Source organism: Halolamina salifodinae (assembly GCF_017874235.1).
Taxonomy (GTDB): Archaea; Halobacteriota; Halobacteria; order Halobacteriales; family Haloferacaceae; genus Halolamina; species Halolamina salifodinae.
Window position 1 is genome coordinate 284,535 of the sequence record NZ_JAGGLC010000003.1, and the last position, 19,746, is coordinate 304,280.

The following is a 19,746-nucleotide window of genomic DNA, read 5'->3' on the forward strand; positions in this document are numbered from 1 at the left end:
GCTCCGGCGTGGGTGCAACCCCGGTATCATGGTGTTGCCATCGTTGCGACGCCGAACTGCCGCGTGATCTAACACGCGTAATACTATCTGACCAATAAGGGGGGTGGGGGGGAGTCCCCTTCGCATATCCTCCCTGTGGATCACATGACGTCAAGGTCGAACCTCCGTTTCATCAGGCTCTTGGCGGTCTTACTCTCGTTCTCGGTCAGTCCGTAGTCCACCTTGAGGAGGTTCCGGTTGATGTACTGCCCTCCGGGTGAGTCCTCGAGGTACGCGTCGATGGCGTCGCGCGACTCGATCTCGTCGACAGCCTCGCGGGGCGTGTACTCGTCCTCCTCCTCCTCGGGTGCGACGGCCTCCTTGGCGCCTCGGTTGAGCGAGTCGGTGAACTCCTCCTTGCGCTCCTCGTAGGCCTCGCGGAGTTCCTCCGAGGGAAGTCCGAAGGTGAGGCCCTTGTACATCCGCTTGGTGCCGTCCCACCGGAGCCGCGGGTACCGGAAGTAGTTCTCGCCGGTCCGTGGGTTCGTCTTGATGTTCTTGTACTGGGCCCGACTCCACTGCTCGTCGTGGTTGATCCGGATCATCTCGAAGTAGCCGTGAAGCCGAGAGCGGGCGACCGGGTCCAGCTTGTCGAGTTCGGGCAGCGTGAGGATCGCGATCCGGTTCTGGTGGCGCCAGGTCTGAAGGACGTAGTTGAGGTGCTGGTGGGCGTCGTCGTACCAGTCCCGGTGGGAGGCGCCGACGCCGGCCTCGTCGAGCACGATCACCGAGCCCTCGGGCTGGTCCTCCTCCACGAGGGAGAAGAACTCCTCGAGGGTGAACGCGATGTTGTCGACGCTGAAGTTGGGGTCGAGCGCCTCGGCGATGCGGAGCGCCGCGTAGGACTTCCCCTTGCCCGTCTCGCCGACGAAGGTGCCCATGAAGTTCTGGTTCCACTCGTGGACCCGCCTCCAGATCACCTTGCGGAGGATCGGGGAGTGCCGGACGGGCTCGGGGATGAGTTCGGTCGTGGTCTGGGTATTTGCTTTCGCCATGGATTCTGGTTATATCGGCTCCTTCTCCCACTCCTCGGGGACGTCCCCCTCGGGTCCGAACCCGAGCTTCGACGCCGCCTGGTCGAGTACGGTGTGCACGCGGATGGTGTGCTTCCGCGGGAGGTACTGGGGGAGTTCGCGATCGACAGCGGTGCGCCCCTCAAGGACGTCGTCGTACACCTGCCGCTCGCGCGTAGTCCGGGATCGCCACGCCTGGAGCGATCGCAGGCCGTGCATGATCCCTTCGTCATCCCGGGCCTCGATGGGGTAGTTCGGGTCCTGCTCCATCCACTTGAGGCAGTCGAGCGCGGACTCAGCGTCGACGTTGTAGTAGTCCATGAGCGCGTCGACCACCTGATTCCGGTCGGACCCGACTGGGTTCGGGAAGAGGGACACCTGTTCCCAGTAGTGCGGCCGCTGGGGAAGATGAGGTTCGAGCCGGCTGTAGTACTCGATCACACTGGCGAAGTACTCTGCCTCCGCGATGCTCGTGCTGACAACGCGGTCGGGCACGAACGGCGCGAGTTCGGCGCGCTCGCGGTGCTCCGCGGCAGACTCGTAGGCGTTGAAGATCAGACGATCCGATCCGGTTCGGTCGTCGTCTCGAGAACTAGGCCCGCTCATGACTCTTTGGCGATCTCGTAGGGCTTGATCAGGATGGCCTCCTCACGCACTTCGACCTCGAGGAGTTGGCCTTTCTCGATGCCGTGGTAGTCCTTTCCGAATCTCGTGAGGTTCACCTGGAGGCAGTTCTCCGAGTTCCCGTTCGCTTGGGCTTGCCTCGTCTTCGTGTCGTCGTGAACTTTCTGCCCCGCATCAAGAGAGGATTCCCCCGAATCCGGCTGTTCTGAGCCGTGACTGCGGGGATTGGTACGTGACATACGAAACGGTTGAAGGTATGCTTACAAAAACAGTGGTCCTTAACCTTACCAAAAACCAGTATTTTGCACTTAACTACCGGGTAGTAAGCGGATCCCTGATTATCGGGTGTTTATGGAGGGTCATCCAACCCCCAGCGCTGGCCTCGGCCGGCGTGGCAACGGTGAAGCACAGATCGACATGAGTGAGAACCTCGAAGCCGAACTCGAGGAACTGGACGAAGCCGACGGGCTCACCGCCGAGCAGCGGGCGGGGCTCGTCTCGGCCGGCCAGGCCGCGATCGTCAACGGCGTGAACGACGTTCGTGAGCGTCTCGGGAACGGCCTCGAGGACGTCCGAACTGCTGCCGTGATGCAGCAGGAGATGGCCGACGCCTACGCGTGGAAGCAGTGGGAGAAGGTCGACGAGGAGCTCGGCCTCGCCGAGGAACTCGGTGAGGACTCCAAGGTCTACGCCGCCATCGAGGGGACGTTCACCCGCATGGTGAGCGCGGCCGTGACGCTGATCGTCGGCATCTACGTGTTCGCGCAGATCGGCAACACGATGCCGGCTCCGGACAATCCGGAGTTGGCGAACGCGTCCGACACGGTCATGTCGACGACAGGGAACGCGTTCACCCTCGGCGCCGTGGCGATCATCGTGCTCGTCGCATCGGTGATTCTCGGGCTCGTCGGTGGCTTCGGCGGTCGTGGCCGAGGTCGCCGCTAACTGCCACTCGCCCCTCAAACACTATTCATGAGCAACGGAGGTGAGAATCGTGGAGGACGCGTTTAATCAAGTGGTGACCGTCGCGGTGATGCTGCTGGTCGGGGTGTTCGTCGTAGCCTCGATCTTCAGCACGCTGCCAGCGACGTCTGTCGTCGCCGTTTCTGGCGAGTCGGTGACTATCGACTACGGGAACACGACGACAGTCGACGACACCACTGGCGAGTCCTACTACGATAACGAGACGATCACGTACAGCGGTGCTAACCTGACCGAGGGTACCGACTACGAGTGGTACCCGAGCAACCAGTCGGTGAGGTGGTACAATTCGACCAACACAGACGACGGTGCGACCGCGGAGATCGACTACGCCTACGACGCGAAACCAGAGATGGCGCGCAACTCGATCGGCACGATCGGGAGCGCGTTCACTCTCGGGGCGGTGGCCATCATCGTGCTCGTCGCGAGCCTGATCCTCGGGCTCGTGGGTGGGTTCGGTGGCGGTGGCCGCCGTGGGCGGAGGTGATCTCCGTTGCTCGTACCTGTTTACCTCGCGCTTTTTCTAGGCGCGCTCGGGGCGGCGAAGTACGCGCTGATCGACCGTCGAGCGCCGCTGACGACCATGCCCGCGAGCATGGTGTTCTTCGCGGCGTTCGCGATTGGCTCGTTCTCGGTTGAGCCCCTCACCGGGGGCGACCCGAGATCACTGATCGGGATGTTCGCTCTCGGCTTGGGCGGCGTTCTGTTCATGGTCGCGATGCTGATCCTCGAGGCGCTAGACAAGCTGCCGGATCATCCGGTAGAGGCTGTCTTCGGCAACGACAACCCGGCGGTCCGAAGCGGGCCGCCCGGTCCCGAACAGCGCGAGAACCCGAAACGAGGTGACTAATCGTGGATCAACAGACGAACGGACACGCTGAGAACGGACACGCACAGCCGGCCAAGAACCCCGCGAACGGCCAGAGCACATCCCGAACGGAGGACTGGCAGCCGCGGACGTGGGACCGGAACGCAGCGCAGGGTGGGATGAACTACGGCGACCACCCAGCGGGGGATCTCCTCTCGACGCTCGCCAGGAGCGGTGCCCCGCCGGATGCAGCGAAGTTGTTCGCGTCGGAGCTCAACCAGGACCACCTCCTCAGTAAGCTCGACGAGGCCGAACTCTGGTACCGCCGCCACGAACTCAACATCAACCTGGATCTGCTCCTCGCGAGCGCGCCTCCGTCCGAGTCGATCTGGCAGGGGCCACGCCGTGATGCGGCTGGCCTCGAGGGCAAGCCGTGGGCGTTCACGCCCAAGGAGATCCACGAAGCACGCGACACTCGCGACGCGGCCTACGAGCGCAACGCGCGCTCGCGGGACGGGTGGCAGCAGAAGCTCCTCGCGGAGCAGCAGTCGGAGCGCCGTATCGTCGAAGAGCGCGACGACAACAGCGACGGCCTCCTCTCGAAGCTAGTTGGATGACCATGTTCACGACTACAACCACGAACGTCCGGTCCGGCGAATCGCCTGCGAACAGCGCTGCCAACGGGGGTGACGCCTGATGGCGATCATGCCGTGGATCGGCGTCTTCATCCAGATCCTCTGGCAGCAGGTCATGCCGATCGTCGGGGCGATCTCCGTTGTGGTCCTCGTAGTGTACAAGATGGGCCACAAGATCCCGGTGGCTACTGTTCGAGACAAACTCGGTCGGATGCTGATCGGCCGAGGTTCGCGTATCCTCGGCCGTACGCTGATCGCGGTCAAGGACGAAGACGGCCTCTGGAGCCTCAAGCCGGCGACCTACGACGGCCAGAACAACGGCTACTGGGTCCCGACGGCGGACGGCCGCGAGTTCTACGACGCGGCCGGTGTCGGCGGTGACCCTGGTGGCTGGTACGGCGGTACTGCGCTCGCGGTCGCCTACGACGGCCTCGGTGCGCTCGCCGAACCCGCGTCGGGCGAGGTCGGCCGGCAGGCGCGGATCAAGATGCAGCACTACGCCGAGGACCTCTCGACGATCGACTACGCGGAGTGGAAGGCAAAGGAAGACGGTCCGCCCCTAATCGCCGCTGCTGGGGACCAGATCGCGAGCAGCCTCGCGGGTGGCGGGCGAGCGGTCGCCGATGGGGGCCGTCGTGTCCGCAATAAGTTCGGAAAGGGAGCCAACGTTGCTCGCGATCGTGTCGGAGACGGCGTCGAGTCCGCACGTGGCCGTATCGGTGACGACGACGACGGCGACGCGGAGGACGACGAGGACGAGGACGGGGATCTCCCAGTTCGCACCGACGGTGGCCAGGTCACGGACGAGGCCGACGACGGCAAGACCGTGATCGACGAGTGGGAGGTCCAGCTCCCGAAGCGGAAGGTCGTCGACCTACGCGACACGATCCACGCGGCGCCGTTCAACGTCAAGCCCCAGCAGTTCCACCGCGTCGCGGAGAACGCGAAGAAGGGCCAGCAGGGCTTCGCCTCGCTCGGTCCGCTCGGGCAGGCGGGCATCATCATGGGCGCGTTCATGATGGGTGCGATCGTCGCCTACATCGGCTTCTCCGCGGCCGGCAGCGGTGGTGGCGGGATCTCGATGCCCATGACCATCGCGGCAACGGGGGTGCTACCGTAGATGGCCCGCCAGCCCGTCGACATGGGTGGCGGAGGCGGTGGCGGCGGTGGCAGCGATGGCGGTGACTCCTCCGGTAGTGATACCGATGGGCCCGACATCCCCGACGGAGTTCAGCAAAGCGGCCCCGGCCCGGCCGATAGCTCGAGTGACCCTGAGCCCACCGAGCCGCCGGACGACGCACTGCGTGGCGCGCGGACTGATACTGCAACGACGCCCGTCGACGACACGGGCGATGGCGGAGACCAACCCGCGGCGACCGAACCAACGGACCAGTTCGATCGCAGCGATCCAGTTCGCGACGGCTCAACCGCACGCGAGGACGCCCTCGAGCCCGAATCGGGGTCGAATGACACCGGTAGGTCGGAGACCGATTCAGGGGGTGATACGCAGGCTACCCGCGACGCCAATCTTGACGAAACGGGCAGCGGGAACCTAACTCGCGGATCAGCTTCGACACCGGACGGTGTTCCAGAGACCGTGAAAGGTGCCGAGACGCTGACTAGTGACGACAACCGGATTGACCGGATGCTCGGTGACTTCGACGAACGGGTCAGTAGAGGTGCCATCGACGCGATCGACGCAGTGTTCCAAAACCCTGAGGAGATTGGACTTCCCGATCAGGGCAGTATCGATGTATCGGGCCCCAGCGTGGGAGGCCGGTCAGGTAATGGTGGTAAGCTCGACCGCGATGTCACCGACGACCTCACCAGCGGCAAAGGCCTAATCCCAGAGAAATCGGAGGGGGCCGACGACTCGTTCTTCAGAACGTCTGAGGCGGAACTCCAGAAACGAGTCGAAAAACGCCGCGAAGCCCTTTCTCCGCTGGCGGAAGGTGCGGGTGATGTCGTCACCGATGTCACCGGAAGTGACAAAGCCGGAAATATCGCGGAGGGCGCAGCGAACGCCCCCGTCGGCCTTGCGTCGCAAGGCGGTGCGGGGCTGCTACTCGCAGCCGACACAGCTACTGAAGTGGCTGGCAACACACCTGGCGCAGTCAGGGAATATGGGGCGGGAGAAGTGGCATACGCGGGCGCAGAGGTCGGTGGCCGAGTCACAGAAGCGATACTCAATCAGGCGCAGAACAATCCATACAAAACTACCGGTGAGCTTGTAGGGGGATTCGCTACCGGCGCGGCCGGGTTCAAAGCGATCGAGAAGGCCGGCGATGTCGGGAGGCAAGCCAGTCTATCTACCAAAGACACGGTCAAGTTCGAGGATATCACCTCGGACCGAGCAGCAGAGACAGGTGAGTTGCCCGGTTTCGATGACCCAGGGGCGAGTACATCGAAGGCAGTTGAAGAAGTTCGGGAGAAGGCAGCTGATAACCCCGACGCTGTGACGGAGAAGACCGGTGGCGAAACGCTCTATCACGGAACGCAGGACGACTTCGGTACTGACATCGACGTAGGCGAGGGTGCGTCGGAGCTTCCCGGGTTGTTCACATCGCCTGATGCCTCGACGATAGCGCTTTCCGGGAAGGGATCATCGCTTTCACTGTCGTCGATTAAGCCCCGTCTACCCGACCCGGCAGGGAACTCTGACCGATTTGTTGGGCTTCCCGGGGACCGTGTTGACTCTATTCCGGAGGGAAGAGCCGCGCAGGGCTACGAGTTGCGAGATCCGGACACGAGTGAACAGGTCACGGGCGGGCTAGGACGTGGCGAGGCCAAGGCGGCTGCCGACGGAAACGACGGTGTTGAGGTCCGTCCTGACCAGACTACGAGCGGGTACGAATACCTCACGGAGGATGCTGAGGTGGGGACCGGCTACGTGAAGCCTTCTAGCACGCGATCTCCTGAGCTTGAGGCTGTCTTCCCACCGGACTCGAAGTTCGAGAAAACGGGCCAAGTTAGCGTAAAAGTGGGGCAGAAGAAGGTCCCCGGGACCGATACCGAGATCCCGCTCACGGGCCGTAGCGTTCCCCTAGATACGTACAGACGTATCGACGCTGATCGAGATCCGGACACCGATCTTGGCGACACGCCGTCCACTGGCGGGAACGGCGAAGTAGTCGATTATGACGAGCTAACCAGTGAAACCATGGATTCTCGGGGATCACCTGAAGGGTCCCCCACTGTTGGTGGCGGTGTCACAGGGGCAACCTTGGGGGGAATCAGCGGTGGTACAGCTGGGACTACCAGCCCAAGCGAGTCGAGTGGTACCCCCAAGACAGTTCCCACGGCTACGATCCCGCCGACCGATCCAACAGTTCCCGAGTACCCAACGGACCCACCTACCCTTCCACCGAGCACACAGCCGCCAACGGATCCACCGTCCACGCAGCCACCGACGGATCCACCGTCGAGTCTGCCGCCGTCAAGCCCCCCGGCGTCACCGCCGGGATCAAGTCCGCCAACATCCGGAGACCCGACCTCCGTGGGCCCTGGCTCTGGTTCGCCGGGATCGGGCTCTCCGACAGGTTCGCCAGGTGGTTCTGGTGGTGGTCCTCCAACGCCGTATGGTGGCGGTGGTGGCGGTTCGAGTCGTCGCTGGGACTTCGATGACGAGGAGGACGAGTTTGACCACATGGGCCGCTTCGATGGCTACGGTGACGACTGGACGAACCCGGTTGCGTCCGCCCAAGAGGCACTCGATGCGACGCTCGGAGGCGTCGATGATACGGTGGCGCCGCTGGACCGTTCGCTTGACGACGCCGACGCCGCCCTCGAGGAGACGCTGGAGGGCGTCGACGACCAGTTCGGGGGTGGGGGCTGGTGATACCCTCACCCCGGCTTGAAGAGGACGTGAGCACCCACGCGAGCTTCGCGTGGTTCTTCCTGATGCTGTTCGGGGTGCTCTTCCTCGCCGTGCTGATCTGGTCGTTCCTCGACGGTCCCGTGCACACGATGCTCGGTCTCGGCAACGACCTCTCGGACTCGAGTCGGGGTGAGGAAACCGTGCGACGAACTAGGCTGCTCTGGGAGTACTGGCCCCTGTGGGGCGCAGCGCTCGCCGGCCTGCTGATCTCGCTCCGGAGAGCCGTGAACGAGACGGGGAGGAGGTGATCAGGATGCGACCAGCACAACGAGGTGGGAGCTACCTCACGGCGTTCGTGATCGTCGTCTTCCTGGTCTTCATGCTCGTGCTGTTCGTCGTTGCCGGGATTCCGACGATCGACGGCACCAGCGACGCCGTTCAGCAGGCCGACGACGGCGCGATCGAGAAGATGGGGTACAGCGGCAACATGAGCTTCGTGCTCGACGTGAGCCTCGTAATCGCGCCTGCGATGCTCATGATCGGGATCGTCGTGTACCTCTACGCCGTGGTCGCGGGCAAGGGCTCGTTCCGCGGAGGTGGTCCCCGATGATCGACCTCAAGGGACGCTCTCGACGGGTTGCGTTCCTCTCGGCCGTGTTCTTCGCGGTCTACCTCGTCGTGAGTGCTCCACCTGTCGCGGCAGCGAACGTGGCGATGGTGAGCTCGCACACGACCGCGAGCGAACTGAAAAACGGGACGATAAAAAACGCTGAGGTAGCCCGAAGCGGCGAGGCAGGAGTCGTTAGCCATGACGTATCGAGATCGAGTGCACTTGCGCGCTACACGTTTGATTCCGGGAGCGGGTCGACAATATACGACTCCGTCGGATCGAACGACGCGACATGGGCCGGTTCGTGGGTGAGTACCGAGTACGGATCTGGTGTTTACCTCGACGGCTCATCGAGTGCCGACCTCGGGAATATCGTCGATCTGGGATCGGAAAACTGGACGATTAGTGTTCGCGCAAGTTACGACGGGACATCTGGCACGGTGTGGTCATCGTCCGATGGCGACATCAATTGGGAGTCCGGCGAGAAACGTCTGGACCTGACTAATGACCGGGTCGTTTTTGCGGCCTACGGCTTCCAAACGACCGAAGTTACGGGAATCGATACCTCGAAAACGCACACCTACACTGTCTCTTACAACGGGTCAGCAATCCGGGTGTATGTCGACGGCGAGCTAAGAGCCGTTGAGTCGGGGACGATGCCGTCGGACAACACGGGTGAACCGCTACGATTAGGCAGCGGATCGAAACCAGATCTTAATGCCGTCATTGACGAGTTCAGGGTCTATCAGGAGTCGCTTAGTCCCGGGCTCGTGCATCGGTTATCCGACTCTCCGGTCGCGAAACTCACGCCACAAGCTAATGAGCGGTGGGCAATGGATGCCAGTCAGGGAAATGTGGCGTATTCGGATACCGGAACCCGCCCGGCGACGCTGAACGGGACGTCGTGGACATCCGGCATCTCCGCTTCCGCACTCCAGTTCAACGCCAGCTCGGGCGACTACGCACACGTGACGAACTCTGGAGGGTGGGACCAGGCGATAACACTCAGCGCTTGGATCAACCCGAACCAGACGACGACAGAGCACACCGTTGTTGATTCCCGGTCGAACGGCGGTGTCAACCTCCGTGTCGATAACAGTCAGTTCGAGTGGGTTATTCGGGACGATTCAGGGAACGAATACTTCACAGTTGGAGGAAACGTCAATCCTGACGAGTGGACCCATGTCATGGCGGTGTACAATGGGTCCTCGCTGATCGTTTATCAGGATGGAACCCAAGTAGCGTCGAAGGAAATCGGTTCGATCACGATATCGTCTGGTGGTGATCTCTATATTGGCAACTTCGAGGGGCTGGGAACGCAGTACGCTTGGGACGGAAAAATAGACGAGGTGCGGATGTATAATTCGGCGCTGACGGATGCTCATGCGAACTGGATCGCCGATAACCCGGCTGCTGCAATTGAAGAAAAATCGGAGTACGAGGGTGTCCACAGCGTTACGAATTCCGTTAGTGGCTTTACTGACCTCTCTCTTCGGAACGCGACGGCGACCGTCACTTGGAAGACGGCCAGCGGGAGGGTGCTGAATCAGACGACGATCTCGTCGAGCGGGAACCACACTCTCACTTGGTCGACATCGAGCTCCGATACCGTTGAGGTCAAAATCGAGTTCGATCCGACGCACCCCGACCACACGGCGAGGCTCTTAGGAGAGGGAGTCTACGCGGAAAATCGGCAGCCCACTGTAGATGATTCGACTGCCTCGCCCAACGACACGGATCGGACAGTCGATTCTCCACCGATCACGCTATCAGTTGATGTGTCTGACCCCGAATTTGGAACCGCACAAGGGGATCAGGTCGCAGTAGAGTTCTACCTTGACGGTTCGATAGTAGGGACCAGAACGACGACGTCGAACGGTACTGTCTCATACGACGTTGATTCGATAGAGGGAGGTGAACACTCCTGGCGTGTCGAAGTCCAGGACCAGTACGGATCTAACTCAACGAGTGGATCGTACTCGTTCTTAGTCCCGGGTTCGCTACACGTTCGGCCGATCGCGAACACGAGCGCGTTGATCGAAGGTCAGAACGTCACCGTCACGGGCCGGTTCTTCTCCGGGGAGCTCGTCTTCGAGAAACAGACGAACAACGGCGAGATCGACATGACGAACCTCCCGGCCGATAAGACCTACGTCCTCGTTCTCGAGGCCGACGGGTACTACCGGAGGACGGTGATCGTCAAGTCCCTGTTCGATCAAGACTCGGTTTACCTACTCAATAGCTCTAAAACGGCGTACTACACCGAGTTCGTCCTCAACGACATGACCGGCGAGTACACCGATGCTGACGATCAAACCCAACTCTACATCGAGCGACCGATCAACACGTCCGACGGCTTGGAGTGGGTCACGGTGGCCGGCGACTTCTTCGGCGCCGAAGGGCGCTTCGAGGCAGATCTCGAGCAGAACGCTCGGTATCGGATCCGGCTGGTCAACCAAGACGACACTCGCATCCTCGGTGGCTACTCGGCCACTCGCGAGGGCACTGTAACGCTCAACGTCGGGGAGGTCTCTTGGGAGGTCGACGACTCCTCCGGAACCCGCCGGCACTCGGCGTCCTACATCGACCTCACCGACGATGGGGAGATCCAGAATGGCGTCGTGCACTTCCAGTACAACGATCCGACTCAGAACACCTCGAGGATCCGCGTGGTGATCCACGAGTCGGGCAACCACAGTAACGAGATCATGAACTCAACGTTCAACGACGGCTACGGCACGCTGAGCCTCAATCACTCAGTAACGGGCAATCTCACAGATGTAGACTGGCAGGTGAGTTGGACGGCCTACAACGCCTCCGGCGCGATGATCGCCAGCTCGGCTGACGTCGCGGGCGGGAAGCGCTACGTCGTCGACAACCCGATGGGCGAGAAGATGACGCCCGTCGCACTGACGGTGCTGTTCCTGTTCGTGGGAACGCTCTTCGGCGGTCGACTCTCGTCGATCGGCTCGGTCGCAGTGGTCGGCGTTGCCGCCGTGATGTGGTGGCTCGGTTGGTACACGGCCTCCGGCGGCGTGGTGGTGTTCGCCGGGATCGTGGCTGTCGCGATGGCAGTCGGTGGGGGTGGTCGACGGTGAGGCACCCCACGACGGTCCTGCTGTTCATCGTCTGTGTCGCCGCTGTCGCTGGCGCGATGGCAGCGTCCGGGACCGCCGGGTGGCTCGGCGTCGACGACCCGAGCGTCGGCGTTGAAGATCAGGTGAACCAGAGCGAGGGCGAACTCCACGACTACTCTGCTTCGAGGCAGGGCGGGGACACGTCGTTCATCGGTGCGACGATCTCCGGAACGGACGAGGTAATCTCCTCGTTCGTGGTGATCTTCGCCCTCTCAGATATGATGGTGAACGCTGGCCTGCCTGTCTGGTCAGCAGTGATGCTTTCCTCGCCTCTGGCGTGGTGCTTCGGCCTGTTCATCATCTACATGTTCTCCGGCCGATCAGAGGTGCGTCCGCGATGACCTCGCTCCTCGAGGCGGCGTGGACGCTCTCGCTACTCCTCCAGTACGACAGCGAGTACGACGACCCGTGGAAGGAGGGAAACGTCTGGGAGGGCTTCACGCTGCCGTTCACGGAGCTGCTGGGTCCGGTCGCTCCGGCGATCCTCGGGATCGGTATCGCGTCGATCCTCTACATCCTCACAGAGGGCCGGCCTGGGCTCCCGGCGGTCGTGTCCATCTTAATCGGCGGGTTCCTGATGCCGTTCCTCCCGCCGACCGCGAAGGTGGGCGCGTTCATGTCGATCTTGTTCGGCGCCACCCTCGCGCTCTACGCGCTCTGGAACGGTGGAGGTGCTCGCCCGCGATGACGACAACCACTGACGCCGGCGTCGACGACGCCGTCAACGAAGGGAGCGATACCGGGATCGTCGATCTCCTCGGTGCGGTGATCATGTTCCCGGCCGTCCTCGCACACGAACTCACCCACGCACTGGTCGCGTGGCACTGGATCGACGCGTCGACGCCTTCGGACATCGTCGATCGCTTCGTTCCACCGCGTCTTGAGCTTCGCTACCCGGCCGGGACGCCCGTGGTCGTCGTGGTTGTCGCGAACCTCGCACCGACGTTGGTCGGCGCCGCGCTTGCGCCGTTCCTCCTCCCGTGGGTGTTCTCCTTTGAGGTGCCGCTTCTCGCGTACGTGTTCGGCTCGTGGGCGCTCTACACCTTCCCGTCCGCCGACGACCTCGCGGTTATTTCCGATGTCTTCTGAGGCTCTTACCCTTCGTCCCCAAATTTCTCCTTGCCGTCTTTCACAAGCTCTGCTAGAATTTTGAGGTAGTATTTCAGATCGTCCTCTGCGTCTGTAATATCTCCATATACCGGGTCCCCATCCTCTAAATCTGGGAAAAACAGTCCAGACTCCACAGAGACATCCTCGAATTCCATATAGAACTTCACCTCTTCACCATCATCTGTCTCAACAGTAAATCCAGAACCCCCCCATTCGTCACCAATAAAAATCGAGTCTGACCAGCTAGGTACCTGTCTCTGCAACTCTGAGGGACTTCCGGAGAAGGAGGCGTAACTTGCGACTCCCGATGCGCCTTCTTTCTCCATTTTGTTACGAAGGTCCTTCATGTGTCGGCAAACGGGGTCTTCCTTGAGAACCTCAACGCGATCTGCGTACCACGCGTCGAACTCCTCATCCTGAGATGTTGCCTTCTGTAGCGCGAAGGTCAGATTTCTCCCGAACGAAACTGCGTTGTAGACACCGAGATACTTCTCCTCGCCGGAGCCGGACTCAAATTGCTTAAGTCCAGAATACGCCCCTTTGAGCATCCGCTCAGCACGTTCAACCGCCTCCGTTGGCTCAAGTCCCATACCCAACCTATGAAGCTAGCCCTTCAAGAACGTCTGGTTCAGATTACAGATGCTTGATTAGGCGGTGCGGAGAGGCGCCCGAGTCAGGGCGCCGACCTGCGTTGCGGGTGGAGTCCGCGACCGAAGGGAGCGGTGTTTTGGTCGAGTAAGTCCTTACTCACACGACACGGATGTGGATTAGCTCAGATACCGTGGCGATCACGGTGGAGAATGTGATTAGGTAGTAAACTAGGAGACTATAGGTGAGTGCAGCCACAATATCTATACCCCTTATTGAGACCCCGAATTCGGGAAATAGCTTGAATATGCCTCCAAGTGTAAGGGTGATTATCCCTATGCTAAGGGTGTGTATGGAAATGTACAGGCACTTCTTGTAAAGGATCTCAAGCTCCGTTTCATCCTGAGAATCCCCCTCGTTTTGGCTGTCCTCGTCCGCTTGGATGTAGTACTCTGATGAGTTCCCCAGCATTACGACAGCGTTTATTGTAAATCCGAAAAGAACCGCTGTGACTGTTAAGATCGGAAGCGTGGATGCTCTGTCACTACTCGCAAGGAGAACCCCGATGACAAGGCTGCAGACTACATAAAAAGGTAGACGGATAGGATACTCTACCCGGTCTGAATAGCCCTTGATTTGAATAGCAGTACGAAATAGGTTCAGTATCATTCTCCCTGAGTATCTTCTTCTACTTCCAACTTATTGAGTGCGTTCCTGACAGCAACTCTTCCTGCTGAGCTCACTTCGACTGTTTCTCGGATGGCCCGATCTCCACCTTCACCGAGTCTAACGATACCTTGTGTAGGAGTTTCGATCTTAATAGTGGATACGATGTCGGATTGTATGATACCTTCAAAAGTACCTACATTATCCATCCACTCCGACTGCGGAATTTCAACCGTGATCTGATGTGTTCGTGAGACATTCATCATTGATAGAATATCATTTAGGGGGTCAGTCAGTCCAAATCCTTCCTCCTCTCGAAGATCCCCGTCTTGCGGTGGACGGGCAAGCGATGCGGTCAAATCATAATCCTCGGAGAAGTCAAATGTTGTCTCACCTATCTGATCTGAGTTCTGTATTGCTCTTATTGCCTCTGATGAGTACCGTGGATGTAGGTCCATCCCTAAGGAAGCTCCTGCAAAATATGATCCAAACGTATTCTCAACAGCTAGAAAGAGGGTGCCATCAATCTCTTTGACACCCATAAGCCCCCGCTGAAATGCTTCTTCATCTTCAGAAAGAACTTCTTCGATCGTCACTTCGTCCCCTTCTCGGCTGAATTGGTGGAGGGCACGGCCCTGATTTGTATCCTTGTAAATATCTGCGTGCACAACCTCCGGATCTCCTTCATAGCGAATATCGTCTACAAGAAGTCTCGTCGATTGGTTTTCAAGAACACGCTCCAAACTCATATCCTCAAGGATGTCCATCATCCTACCCAGGCTCTGATTGATATCTTCATCAACCCTACTGAGCGACGCAGTCTTGACCTTCGGATCTGCAGTATAGATTAGAAATTTCATTGGCTGTGGTGTTGACCCTATGAACAATATATCTTACGCGCCAGTCATCAATAGTAACTCTCTCGACGAGGTGGCCAGAAAACACCGTTCACCCATTCAAAATGGTTCGAACCTCTATTTCCCGTGCATCAACTGGAGATTTCTGCGGGAGGTGGGGGGCGGTGCGGTGTATTTTGCTGTCCATGTCCCGTTAGGGACAGCGGACAACTTGGAAAATCACTCGTCGACGTACTGATACGCTGACTGATCATATACCAGCTCGTATAGCTTATCCAGGATGGTGGGGATGTCGTTTATCCTGTCTAAATCCTCAAGGGGTGACAGAGTAAATCGTTCCTCAACATCATGTACCAAGTCTCGCCGAATTTCTCGTATATGCCGGACTCCATTCCGAGTTTCATCGTCGATTATACCAGCTTTTGCCAAGAGATCAGCACGCCCCGGGTACGATTGAATCTGGCTCACGAGAACGTTCCCTGTCCCATCATCCACATCGTCGCTCAGCACCTCTGGAAGGAGGTGCTCCAGCATGTCGTCAACAAATTCGTAAGCCATTGAATACACCAAGGTGACGTTATTACCGATGGTGAACCTCCCCGCGCTTTCAGCTACCTGTTTTGCGGCTTCATCATCAAGTAAATCCGCGGGAATAGAGGAAAGGAATTCTTCCGCTTGCTCTTGGAACTTGTCCTCACCTGCCCCGATCATGGTAGCAATTCTGACCGCCGTGATGTAGTGATACTCGTAATCCTCAATCTCACTAGCATCGGTGAAGACTATGTAGTCAGATGCGGCCTTCTCGATCAAATCAGAAGCCTCTCTCGGGTGATCGCTCGTATTCAGACCTTCTCGATCCAGGCGTGATCTCACGTATCCATGCACATCGGGAGGATATTCGCTATCGCTATCATCCTCCTGACGATCGTCGTCCATACTCTGGAGTAAGCTTTCAACCTCAAACCATTTTCGCAGATCCATCTATAGCATCTGCGGAAGAAGAGAAAGGTACGTTTCTCGTGGATCAACTGGAGACTGAGGAAGGTGTGGGGCCGTGATTCCGGAACCGCTCCTTATGGACACAGGCTAAGAGGGATCGACCCACCTTCCGGGACGGCGGGGGCGCTCGGGAGGGGGAGTCGGGAGTCATCGCGATGGCGTCGACGACGATCGAGCGCCGGATCGGGGCCAGCGCGCGGGATTGCTTATAAAGAATCAGAACGAACGCGAGTGTTGCCACTGATCTGTCGTGCGCTAGCGGAGGGCCTTGTAGGGGGCTCCGGAGATGACGACCTTGTCCTGGGTTCCGTCGTGGCGTACGAAGTTGTCGTCGGAGACGCGGTGCCCGTCGACGTTCCGGTAGACGACCGTGGCGGTCTTCGCGAGCTCCCGCGCGGTGTGGCTGCCGGTGGCCTCGGCCGCGTCGAAGCCGTCGCGCATCATCGTCCAGAGGTCGTACCAAGAGAGACGGCGGCCGTCGATGCGGAACGTGAAGCCGTCCTGACCTCGGTCGACGTCGACGCCGTGGCGACGGGCCCACGAGAGCAGCGGTGTGTCCTCGAGGCGGCTGTCGTCGACGGCGGTCTCGAGAGAGGTGACCTGCCCGCGGACCCAATCGGCGACGTCGTCGAAGACCGAGAGGGCGCCGCGAAGCTGGTCGCGAACAGCGCGATCCTCCAGCGACAGGCGGCCGTTCTCGAGATTGAGCAGGTCGGGGAACGCCCGTGCAGCGCGGTAGATCGTGCTCTTCGAGACGTCGACGGACTCCCGGATCTGCTCCCAGTGCTTGCCGTCCGGACTGTCGACCAGGTCGGCGAGGACGGCGCGCTCGCTCTCGGAGTGGTCGCCACTGGAGACGTGCTGGCGGACGAGGTCGCGCTCGGCGTTCTCGATCTCCTGCGTAGGATCGGCGACGAAGTCGACGTCGCGCTGCTCCTCTTCGACCGGGAAGTACGGATCGGCAGTGAAGACGTCCTCGTCGGCGCGCGTGGGCAAGCCGGCCCACTCGAGGAAGTTGTAGAGCGTGCTGTCGATCTCGTCGACGAGGTCGAACAGGTCGAACTCCTGGTCCGAACGAACGGGAACAGGATCCGAGCCCTCCCACGGCGTCTCGTCGTCGAGAAGCGAGGGAGAGGCGTGCTGGAGTTCGATCTTCGGGTCGCGGAGCTCGTCCTCGTCGGCGGAGGTATCGGCACTCCGTGCGTTCAGCGGGTGGTAGCTCTTCAGCCGCTTCGAGTGAGTGCTGTCGGGGATGAGCTTCAACCACCCGGGCGCGTCCATCGCGATGGACTCGTAGTGGCCGGTGACGTCCTCATCGTCCCAGATGTGGGCACCCTTGCCACCGAGGCGGGGAGCAAGCTGGGAGAGGCGCTCGATCAGGCCGCCGGAGCCGACGATGTGCTGTTCGGAGAGTTCGCGAGTGACGCGAAGATAGCGGGCGAGTTGGGTACAGCGGCTCCACTCGTGAACTGCCTCGAGGCCGAAGGGCTCGGGATCGAGGCCGAGTTCGGCGACGAAGCGCTGTAGGAGCTGGTAGACCTGTCTCGGGTGGAGGTTCGAAGAGTTCGACTCCACGCGAACGCCCTTGGGATGGTCGGCAGGAAAGCCACGAGCACGCGAGCCGTCGGGCTTGCGGGGCTCGGGGAAACCGGGCCGGACGGTGAAGACTGCCTCTTTCTCGCCGACGTCGTCGACGGCGACGAGAGCGAACTGGAACTCGAGGAAGCGGCCGTCCTCCAGGTCGGAGGCGGTGGCGTAGTCGCGTTGGGCATCGGGGATCGCCCAACCGTCACGCCAGCACTTCGTCGTCTCGTGGTTCACAACCCACTTGTCGCCGTCGAACTCGAAGCCGTCGACGTCGTCGGCGACGGCTGTCGGATCGTCGTCGAACGTCCGCCGCAGCTGCCAGAACGGCTCGATGCCGTGCTCTGCGAAGAGGCTCTGGATCCTGAGTTCGTGGGTGTTCGGGCAGACGACCGGGAAGAGGCCGTCCTGATCAGCGCCGGCGAGCTGATCACGACCCGGACAGGAGTGAACACGCTCGGCGCTGCGGACGGAGAACTCGGCGTCGCAGAAGCGACACTCCGCGAGGATCTCGTCCTCGTCGAGCCGATCGGCACCAGTCTGGGCGTCGTCGACGGCGCCTGCCTCGGCGCCGTGGGTCTCCTCGGAGTGGCGCTCGGCGGCGGCCTGATAGTCGTCGACGTCGCTCTCGACGCTATCCTCTGCGGAAGACCGCACCTCCTCGGCCTGATCGAGGGCGTCCCACTCGGAGCTCAAGCCGACTCACCTCCGTCGAAGTCGTCGAGAGCGACCTGTGGATCCTGCTCGCTCTCCGGCGGCTCGTAGATCTCGCTGAAGTGCGCTGGCTCCTCGTCGACAACTCGGGCAGCGAGGAGTCGCCGGTGGCAGAAGGCCTCGTTGGCCTCGAGGCAGACGAGCCACACGACGCGCCCGTTGTCGAGTCGATCCCGGAGGGTTTCGAGGACCTCCTGGGGACCGGCGCGATCGAGGTAGTTCAGGTAGCGCTCACGGAAAGAGACGCCGTCCCACGCGACACGGCGGGCCTCGTCGTCGGTGTCCGGGACAGACTCGTCCTTCGCTGCGGCCTCTCGCACCGCGTTGTAGGCGTCGAGAAGCTCCTCCGGGGGAGCGAGCGCCGGAACGTTCCGGTCGACGGAGCGATCGAGGAAGTCGTACTCGTAGCGAACAACGCCGAGCACGAGGTCCTCGTCGGCGACGTCAGCGCTGGCGAGCCCGCCGACGTAGGTCGTGCGGATCTCGCCCTCGCGATCGGCGCTCAAGCTGCCTCACCTCCTGACGCCTTGGAAACCGCAGCGGGCAGGCTGGCGAGGCAGTCGCCGCAGTAGGGGCGATCGCTGGGAACGCCGTCGGCGCCGCAGGGACAGCGACTCGAGGGGAAGATGCCGGTCAAGGCGCCTCACCCCAGAAGTTGGTGATCTGGGCCGGGCGGATCCACGGCCGGACCCACGCGTCGCCGACCCAGTTCGCTTGGACCGTGGCGCCGTAGACGCGCTCCTTCGGGCCGGGGCTCCACGAAGTCAAGGCTCACCACCTCCGTAGAGCGCCGCCAGCGCATCGTCGGCCCACTCGTGCACGCCGCGGGCTTCTTCGACCCAGGTGAGAAGGTCGCCCGCGAGGCTGCGCGGGATCTCCTCGCGGCTGTCGATCTCGAGGGACCGATCGACGGTGAGGTAGACGACGGTCTCGTCGGGATCGTCCTCCTCGTAGAGCGCGCGGCCGGTCGCGAGCAGCGCGACCGCGACGAACTGCTCGTCGAACAGCGTCTCGGGAACCTCGTCGAACGTGAGGAACCGATCACCGCGCGTCGCGTACGCGGTGAGGTCCTCGTCGACGGCCTCCTGGAGGCGCTCCCAGAGCTCGGGATGGCGCGCGCGGTACCGAGCGAGGTGATAGCCGCAGTACGCGACGTCACCCCCGACGGAGGGCCACGGGACGCGGTAGACGGCGTCCGAGTCGCACGGACCGACTGCGCACGGCTCGTCGTCGACGGCCCCGATCTCGACCTCGAGGGCGGCGCCGACGCCGCTGGTGAACCGCGCAAAGTCCTGCCCGCGGCTCATGGTTCACACCGTCCGTCGTCGAGCGCGGCGCACTCCTGCTCCGGATCGAGGATCGGGAACCCGCAGAACTCGCAGATGAGCGTCTCTTCCTCGGAGAGCGCGCTCATGCGGACCACCCCCGTCCCCTGAAGCCAGGCCCAGACGGCGTCGACCCGCCCTCCTTTGGGGAGGCTAATCTCTCTGAGAAGGGGTGATTTCGGGAACCCTCAAAGCCGGAAAACGGAACGCAAGAGGCTTCTAGCGTTGAAACTAGGAAC

The 19,746-nt window shown here is 61.3% G+C and carries 22 protein-coding genes; 12 read left to right on the forward strand and 10 right to left on the reverse strand.

Annotated features, from left to right (window positions below):
- Window positions 1-140: 140 nt before the first annotated feature.
- Both J2753_RS08465 and J2753_RS08470 read right to left on the reverse strand, forming a co-directional pair.
- Window positions 141-1,034, reverse strand: coding sequence for a zonular occludens toxin (zot) (locus J2753_RS08465; RefSeq protein WP_209491502.1), 894 nt, complete (start codon window positions 1,032-1,034; stop codon window positions 141-143).
- 9 nt (window positions 1,035-1,043) lie between these two features.
- Window positions 1,044-1,658 (reverse strand): hypothetical protein, encoded by a 615-nt coding sequence (locus J2753_RS08470; RefSeq protein ID WP_209491503.1) that lies wholly within the window; start codon window positions 1,656-1,658, stop codon window positions 1,044-1,046.
- 435 nt (window positions 1,659-2,093) lie between these two features.
- On the opposite strand from J2753_RS08470, the gene J2753_RS08480 reads away from it, so the two are divergent.
- The 12 genes from J2753_RS08480 (at window position 2,094) to J2753_RS08535 (ending at window position 12,753) form a co-directional block, all read left to right on the forward strand.
- The gene (locus J2753_RS08480; protein ID WP_245334544.1) at window positions 2,094-2,621 is read left to right on the forward strand and encodes a hypothetical protein; all 528 of its coding nucleotides are present in this window, start codon (window positions 2,094-2,096) and stop codon (window positions 2,619-2,621) included.
- A gap of 49 nt (window positions 2,622-2,670) precedes the next feature.
- Window positions 2,671-3,144: a hypothetical protein gene (locus J2753_RS08485; RefSeq protein WP_321168798.1), complete on the forward strand. Its 474-nt coding sequence runs from the start codon at window positions 2,671-2,673 to the stop codon at window positions 3,142-3,144.
- Between the two features lie 6 nt (window positions 3,145-3,150).
- Window positions 3,151-3,507 (forward strand): hypothetical protein, encoded by a 357-nt coding sequence (locus J2753_RS08490; protein ID WP_245334545.1) that lies wholly within the window; start codon window positions 3,151-3,153, stop codon window positions 3,505-3,507.
- Window positions 3,508-3,509: 2 nt separating this feature from the next.
- Window positions 3,510-4,082 (forward strand): hypothetical protein, encoded by a 573-nt coding sequence (locus J2753_RS08495; protein ID WP_209491506.1) that lies wholly within the window; start codon window positions 3,510-3,512, stop codon window positions 4,080-4,082.
- A 79-nt stretch (window positions 4,083-4,161) separates the two neighbouring features.
- Complete coding sequence (locus J2753_RS08500) at window positions 4,162-5,220, forward strand: hypothetical protein (protein WP_209491507.1); 1,059 nt, start codon at window positions 4,162-4,164, stop codon at window positions 5,218-5,220.
- Between the two features lie 477 nt (window positions 5,221-5,697).
- Window positions 5,698-7,938 carry a hypothetical protein gene (locus tag J2753_RS08505; protein WP_209491508.1) on the forward strand — a complete coding sequence of 747 codons (2,241 nt, stop codon included), beginning with the start codon at window positions 5,698-5,700 and terminating at the stop codon, window positions 7,936-7,938.
- Complete coding sequence (locus tag J2753_RS08510; RefSeq protein WP_245334546.1) at window positions 7,935-8,225, forward strand: hypothetical protein; 291 nt, start codon at window positions 7,935-7,937, stop codon at window positions 8,223-8,225. Before J2753_RS08505 ends, J2753_RS08510 begins: the two co-directional genes overlap by 4 nt.
- A 5-nt stretch (window positions 8,226-8,230) precedes the next feature.
- Window positions 8,231-8,527, forward strand: a complete 297-nt coding sequence (locus J2753_RS08515; RefSeq protein ID WP_209491509.1) for a hypothetical protein — start codon at window positions 8,231-8,233, stop codon at window positions 8,525-8,527.
- Window positions 8,524-11,625, forward strand: a complete 3,102-nt coding sequence (locus tag J2753_RS08520; protein WP_209491510.1) for a LamG domain-containing protein — start codon at window positions 8,524-8,526, stop codon at window positions 11,623-11,625. The genes J2753_RS08515 and J2753_RS08520 overlap by 4 nt, the downstream gene beginning before the upstream one ends.
- On the forward strand, window positions 11,622-12,005 hold the full coding sequence (locus J2753_RS08525; RefSeq protein WP_209491511.1) for a hypothetical protein: 384 nt from the start codon (window positions 11,622-11,624) through the stop codon (window positions 12,003-12,005). The genes J2753_RS08520 and J2753_RS08525 overlap by 4 nt, the downstream gene beginning before the upstream one ends.
- Window positions 12,002-12,352 (forward strand): hypothetical protein, encoded by a 351-nt coding sequence (locus tag J2753_RS08530; protein ID WP_209491512.1) that lies wholly within the window; start codon window positions 12,002-12,004, stop codon window positions 12,350-12,352. The genes J2753_RS08525 and J2753_RS08530 overlap by 4 nt, the downstream gene beginning before the upstream one ends.
- Complete coding sequence (locus tag J2753_RS08535) at window positions 12,349-12,753, forward strand: hypothetical protein (protein ID WP_209491513.1); 405 nt, start codon at window positions 12,349-12,351, stop codon at window positions 12,751-12,753. Before J2753_RS08530 ends, J2753_RS08535 begins: the two co-directional genes overlap by 4 nt.
- A 5-nt stretch (window positions 12,754-12,758) precedes the next feature.
- On the opposite strand, the gene J2753_RS08540 is transcribed toward J2753_RS08535, so the two are convergent.
- The 8 genes from J2753_RS08540 to J2753_RS08570 form a co-directional block, all read right to left on the reverse strand.
- Window positions 12,759-13,364, reverse strand: coding sequence for a hypothetical protein (locus J2753_RS08540; protein ID WP_209491514.1), 606 nt, complete (start codon window positions 13,362-13,364; stop codon window positions 12,759-12,761).
- Between the two features lie 157 nt (window positions 13,365-13,521).
- On the reverse strand, window positions 13,522-13,833 hold the full coding sequence (locus J2753_RS08545) for a hypothetical protein (protein WP_209491515.1): 312 nt from the start codon (window positions 13,831-13,833) through the stop codon (window positions 13,522-13,524).
- 194 nt (window positions 13,834-14,027) lie between these two features.
- The gene (locus J2753_RS08550; RefSeq protein ID WP_209491516.1) at window positions 14,028-14,888 is read right to left on the reverse strand and encodes a hypothetical protein; all 861 of its coding nucleotides are present in this window, start codon (window positions 14,886-14,888) and stop codon (window positions 14,028-14,030) included.
- A gap of 216 nt (window positions 14,889-15,104) precedes the next feature.
- Window positions 15,105-15,821, reverse strand: coding sequence for a hypothetical protein (locus J2753_RS08555; protein ID WP_209491517.1), 717 nt, complete (start codon window positions 15,819-15,821; stop codon window positions 15,105-15,107).
- Window positions 15,822-16,139: 318 nt separating this feature from the next.
- Window positions 16,140-18,164: a DUF7845 domain-containing protein gene (locus J2753_RS08560; protein WP_209491518.1), complete on the reverse strand. Its 2,025-nt coding sequence runs from the start codon at window positions 18,162-18,164 to the stop codon at window positions 16,140-16,142.
- A complete protein-coding gene (locus J2753_RS08565; RefSeq protein ID WP_209491519.1) occupies window positions 18,161-18,688 on the reverse strand; it encodes a DUF488 family protein, N3 subclade in 528 nt (175 codons plus the stop codon). The genes J2753_RS08560 and J2753_RS08565 overlap by 4 nt, the downstream gene beginning before the upstream one ends.
- Window positions 18,689-18,815: 127 nt before the next feature.
- Window positions 18,816-18,950, reverse strand: coding sequence for a hypothetical protein (locus J2753_RS14545; protein ID WP_281064192.1), 135 nt, complete (start codon window positions 18,948-18,950; stop codon window positions 18,816-18,818).
- Window positions 18,947-19,489 (reverse strand): hypothetical protein, encoded by a 543-nt coding sequence (locus J2753_RS08570; RefSeq protein WP_209491520.1) that lies wholly within the window; start codon window positions 19,487-19,489, stop codon window positions 18,947-18,949. Before J2753_RS08570 ends, J2753_RS14545 begins: the two co-directional genes overlap by 4 nt.
- Window positions 19,490-19,746: the final 257 nt, after the last annotated feature.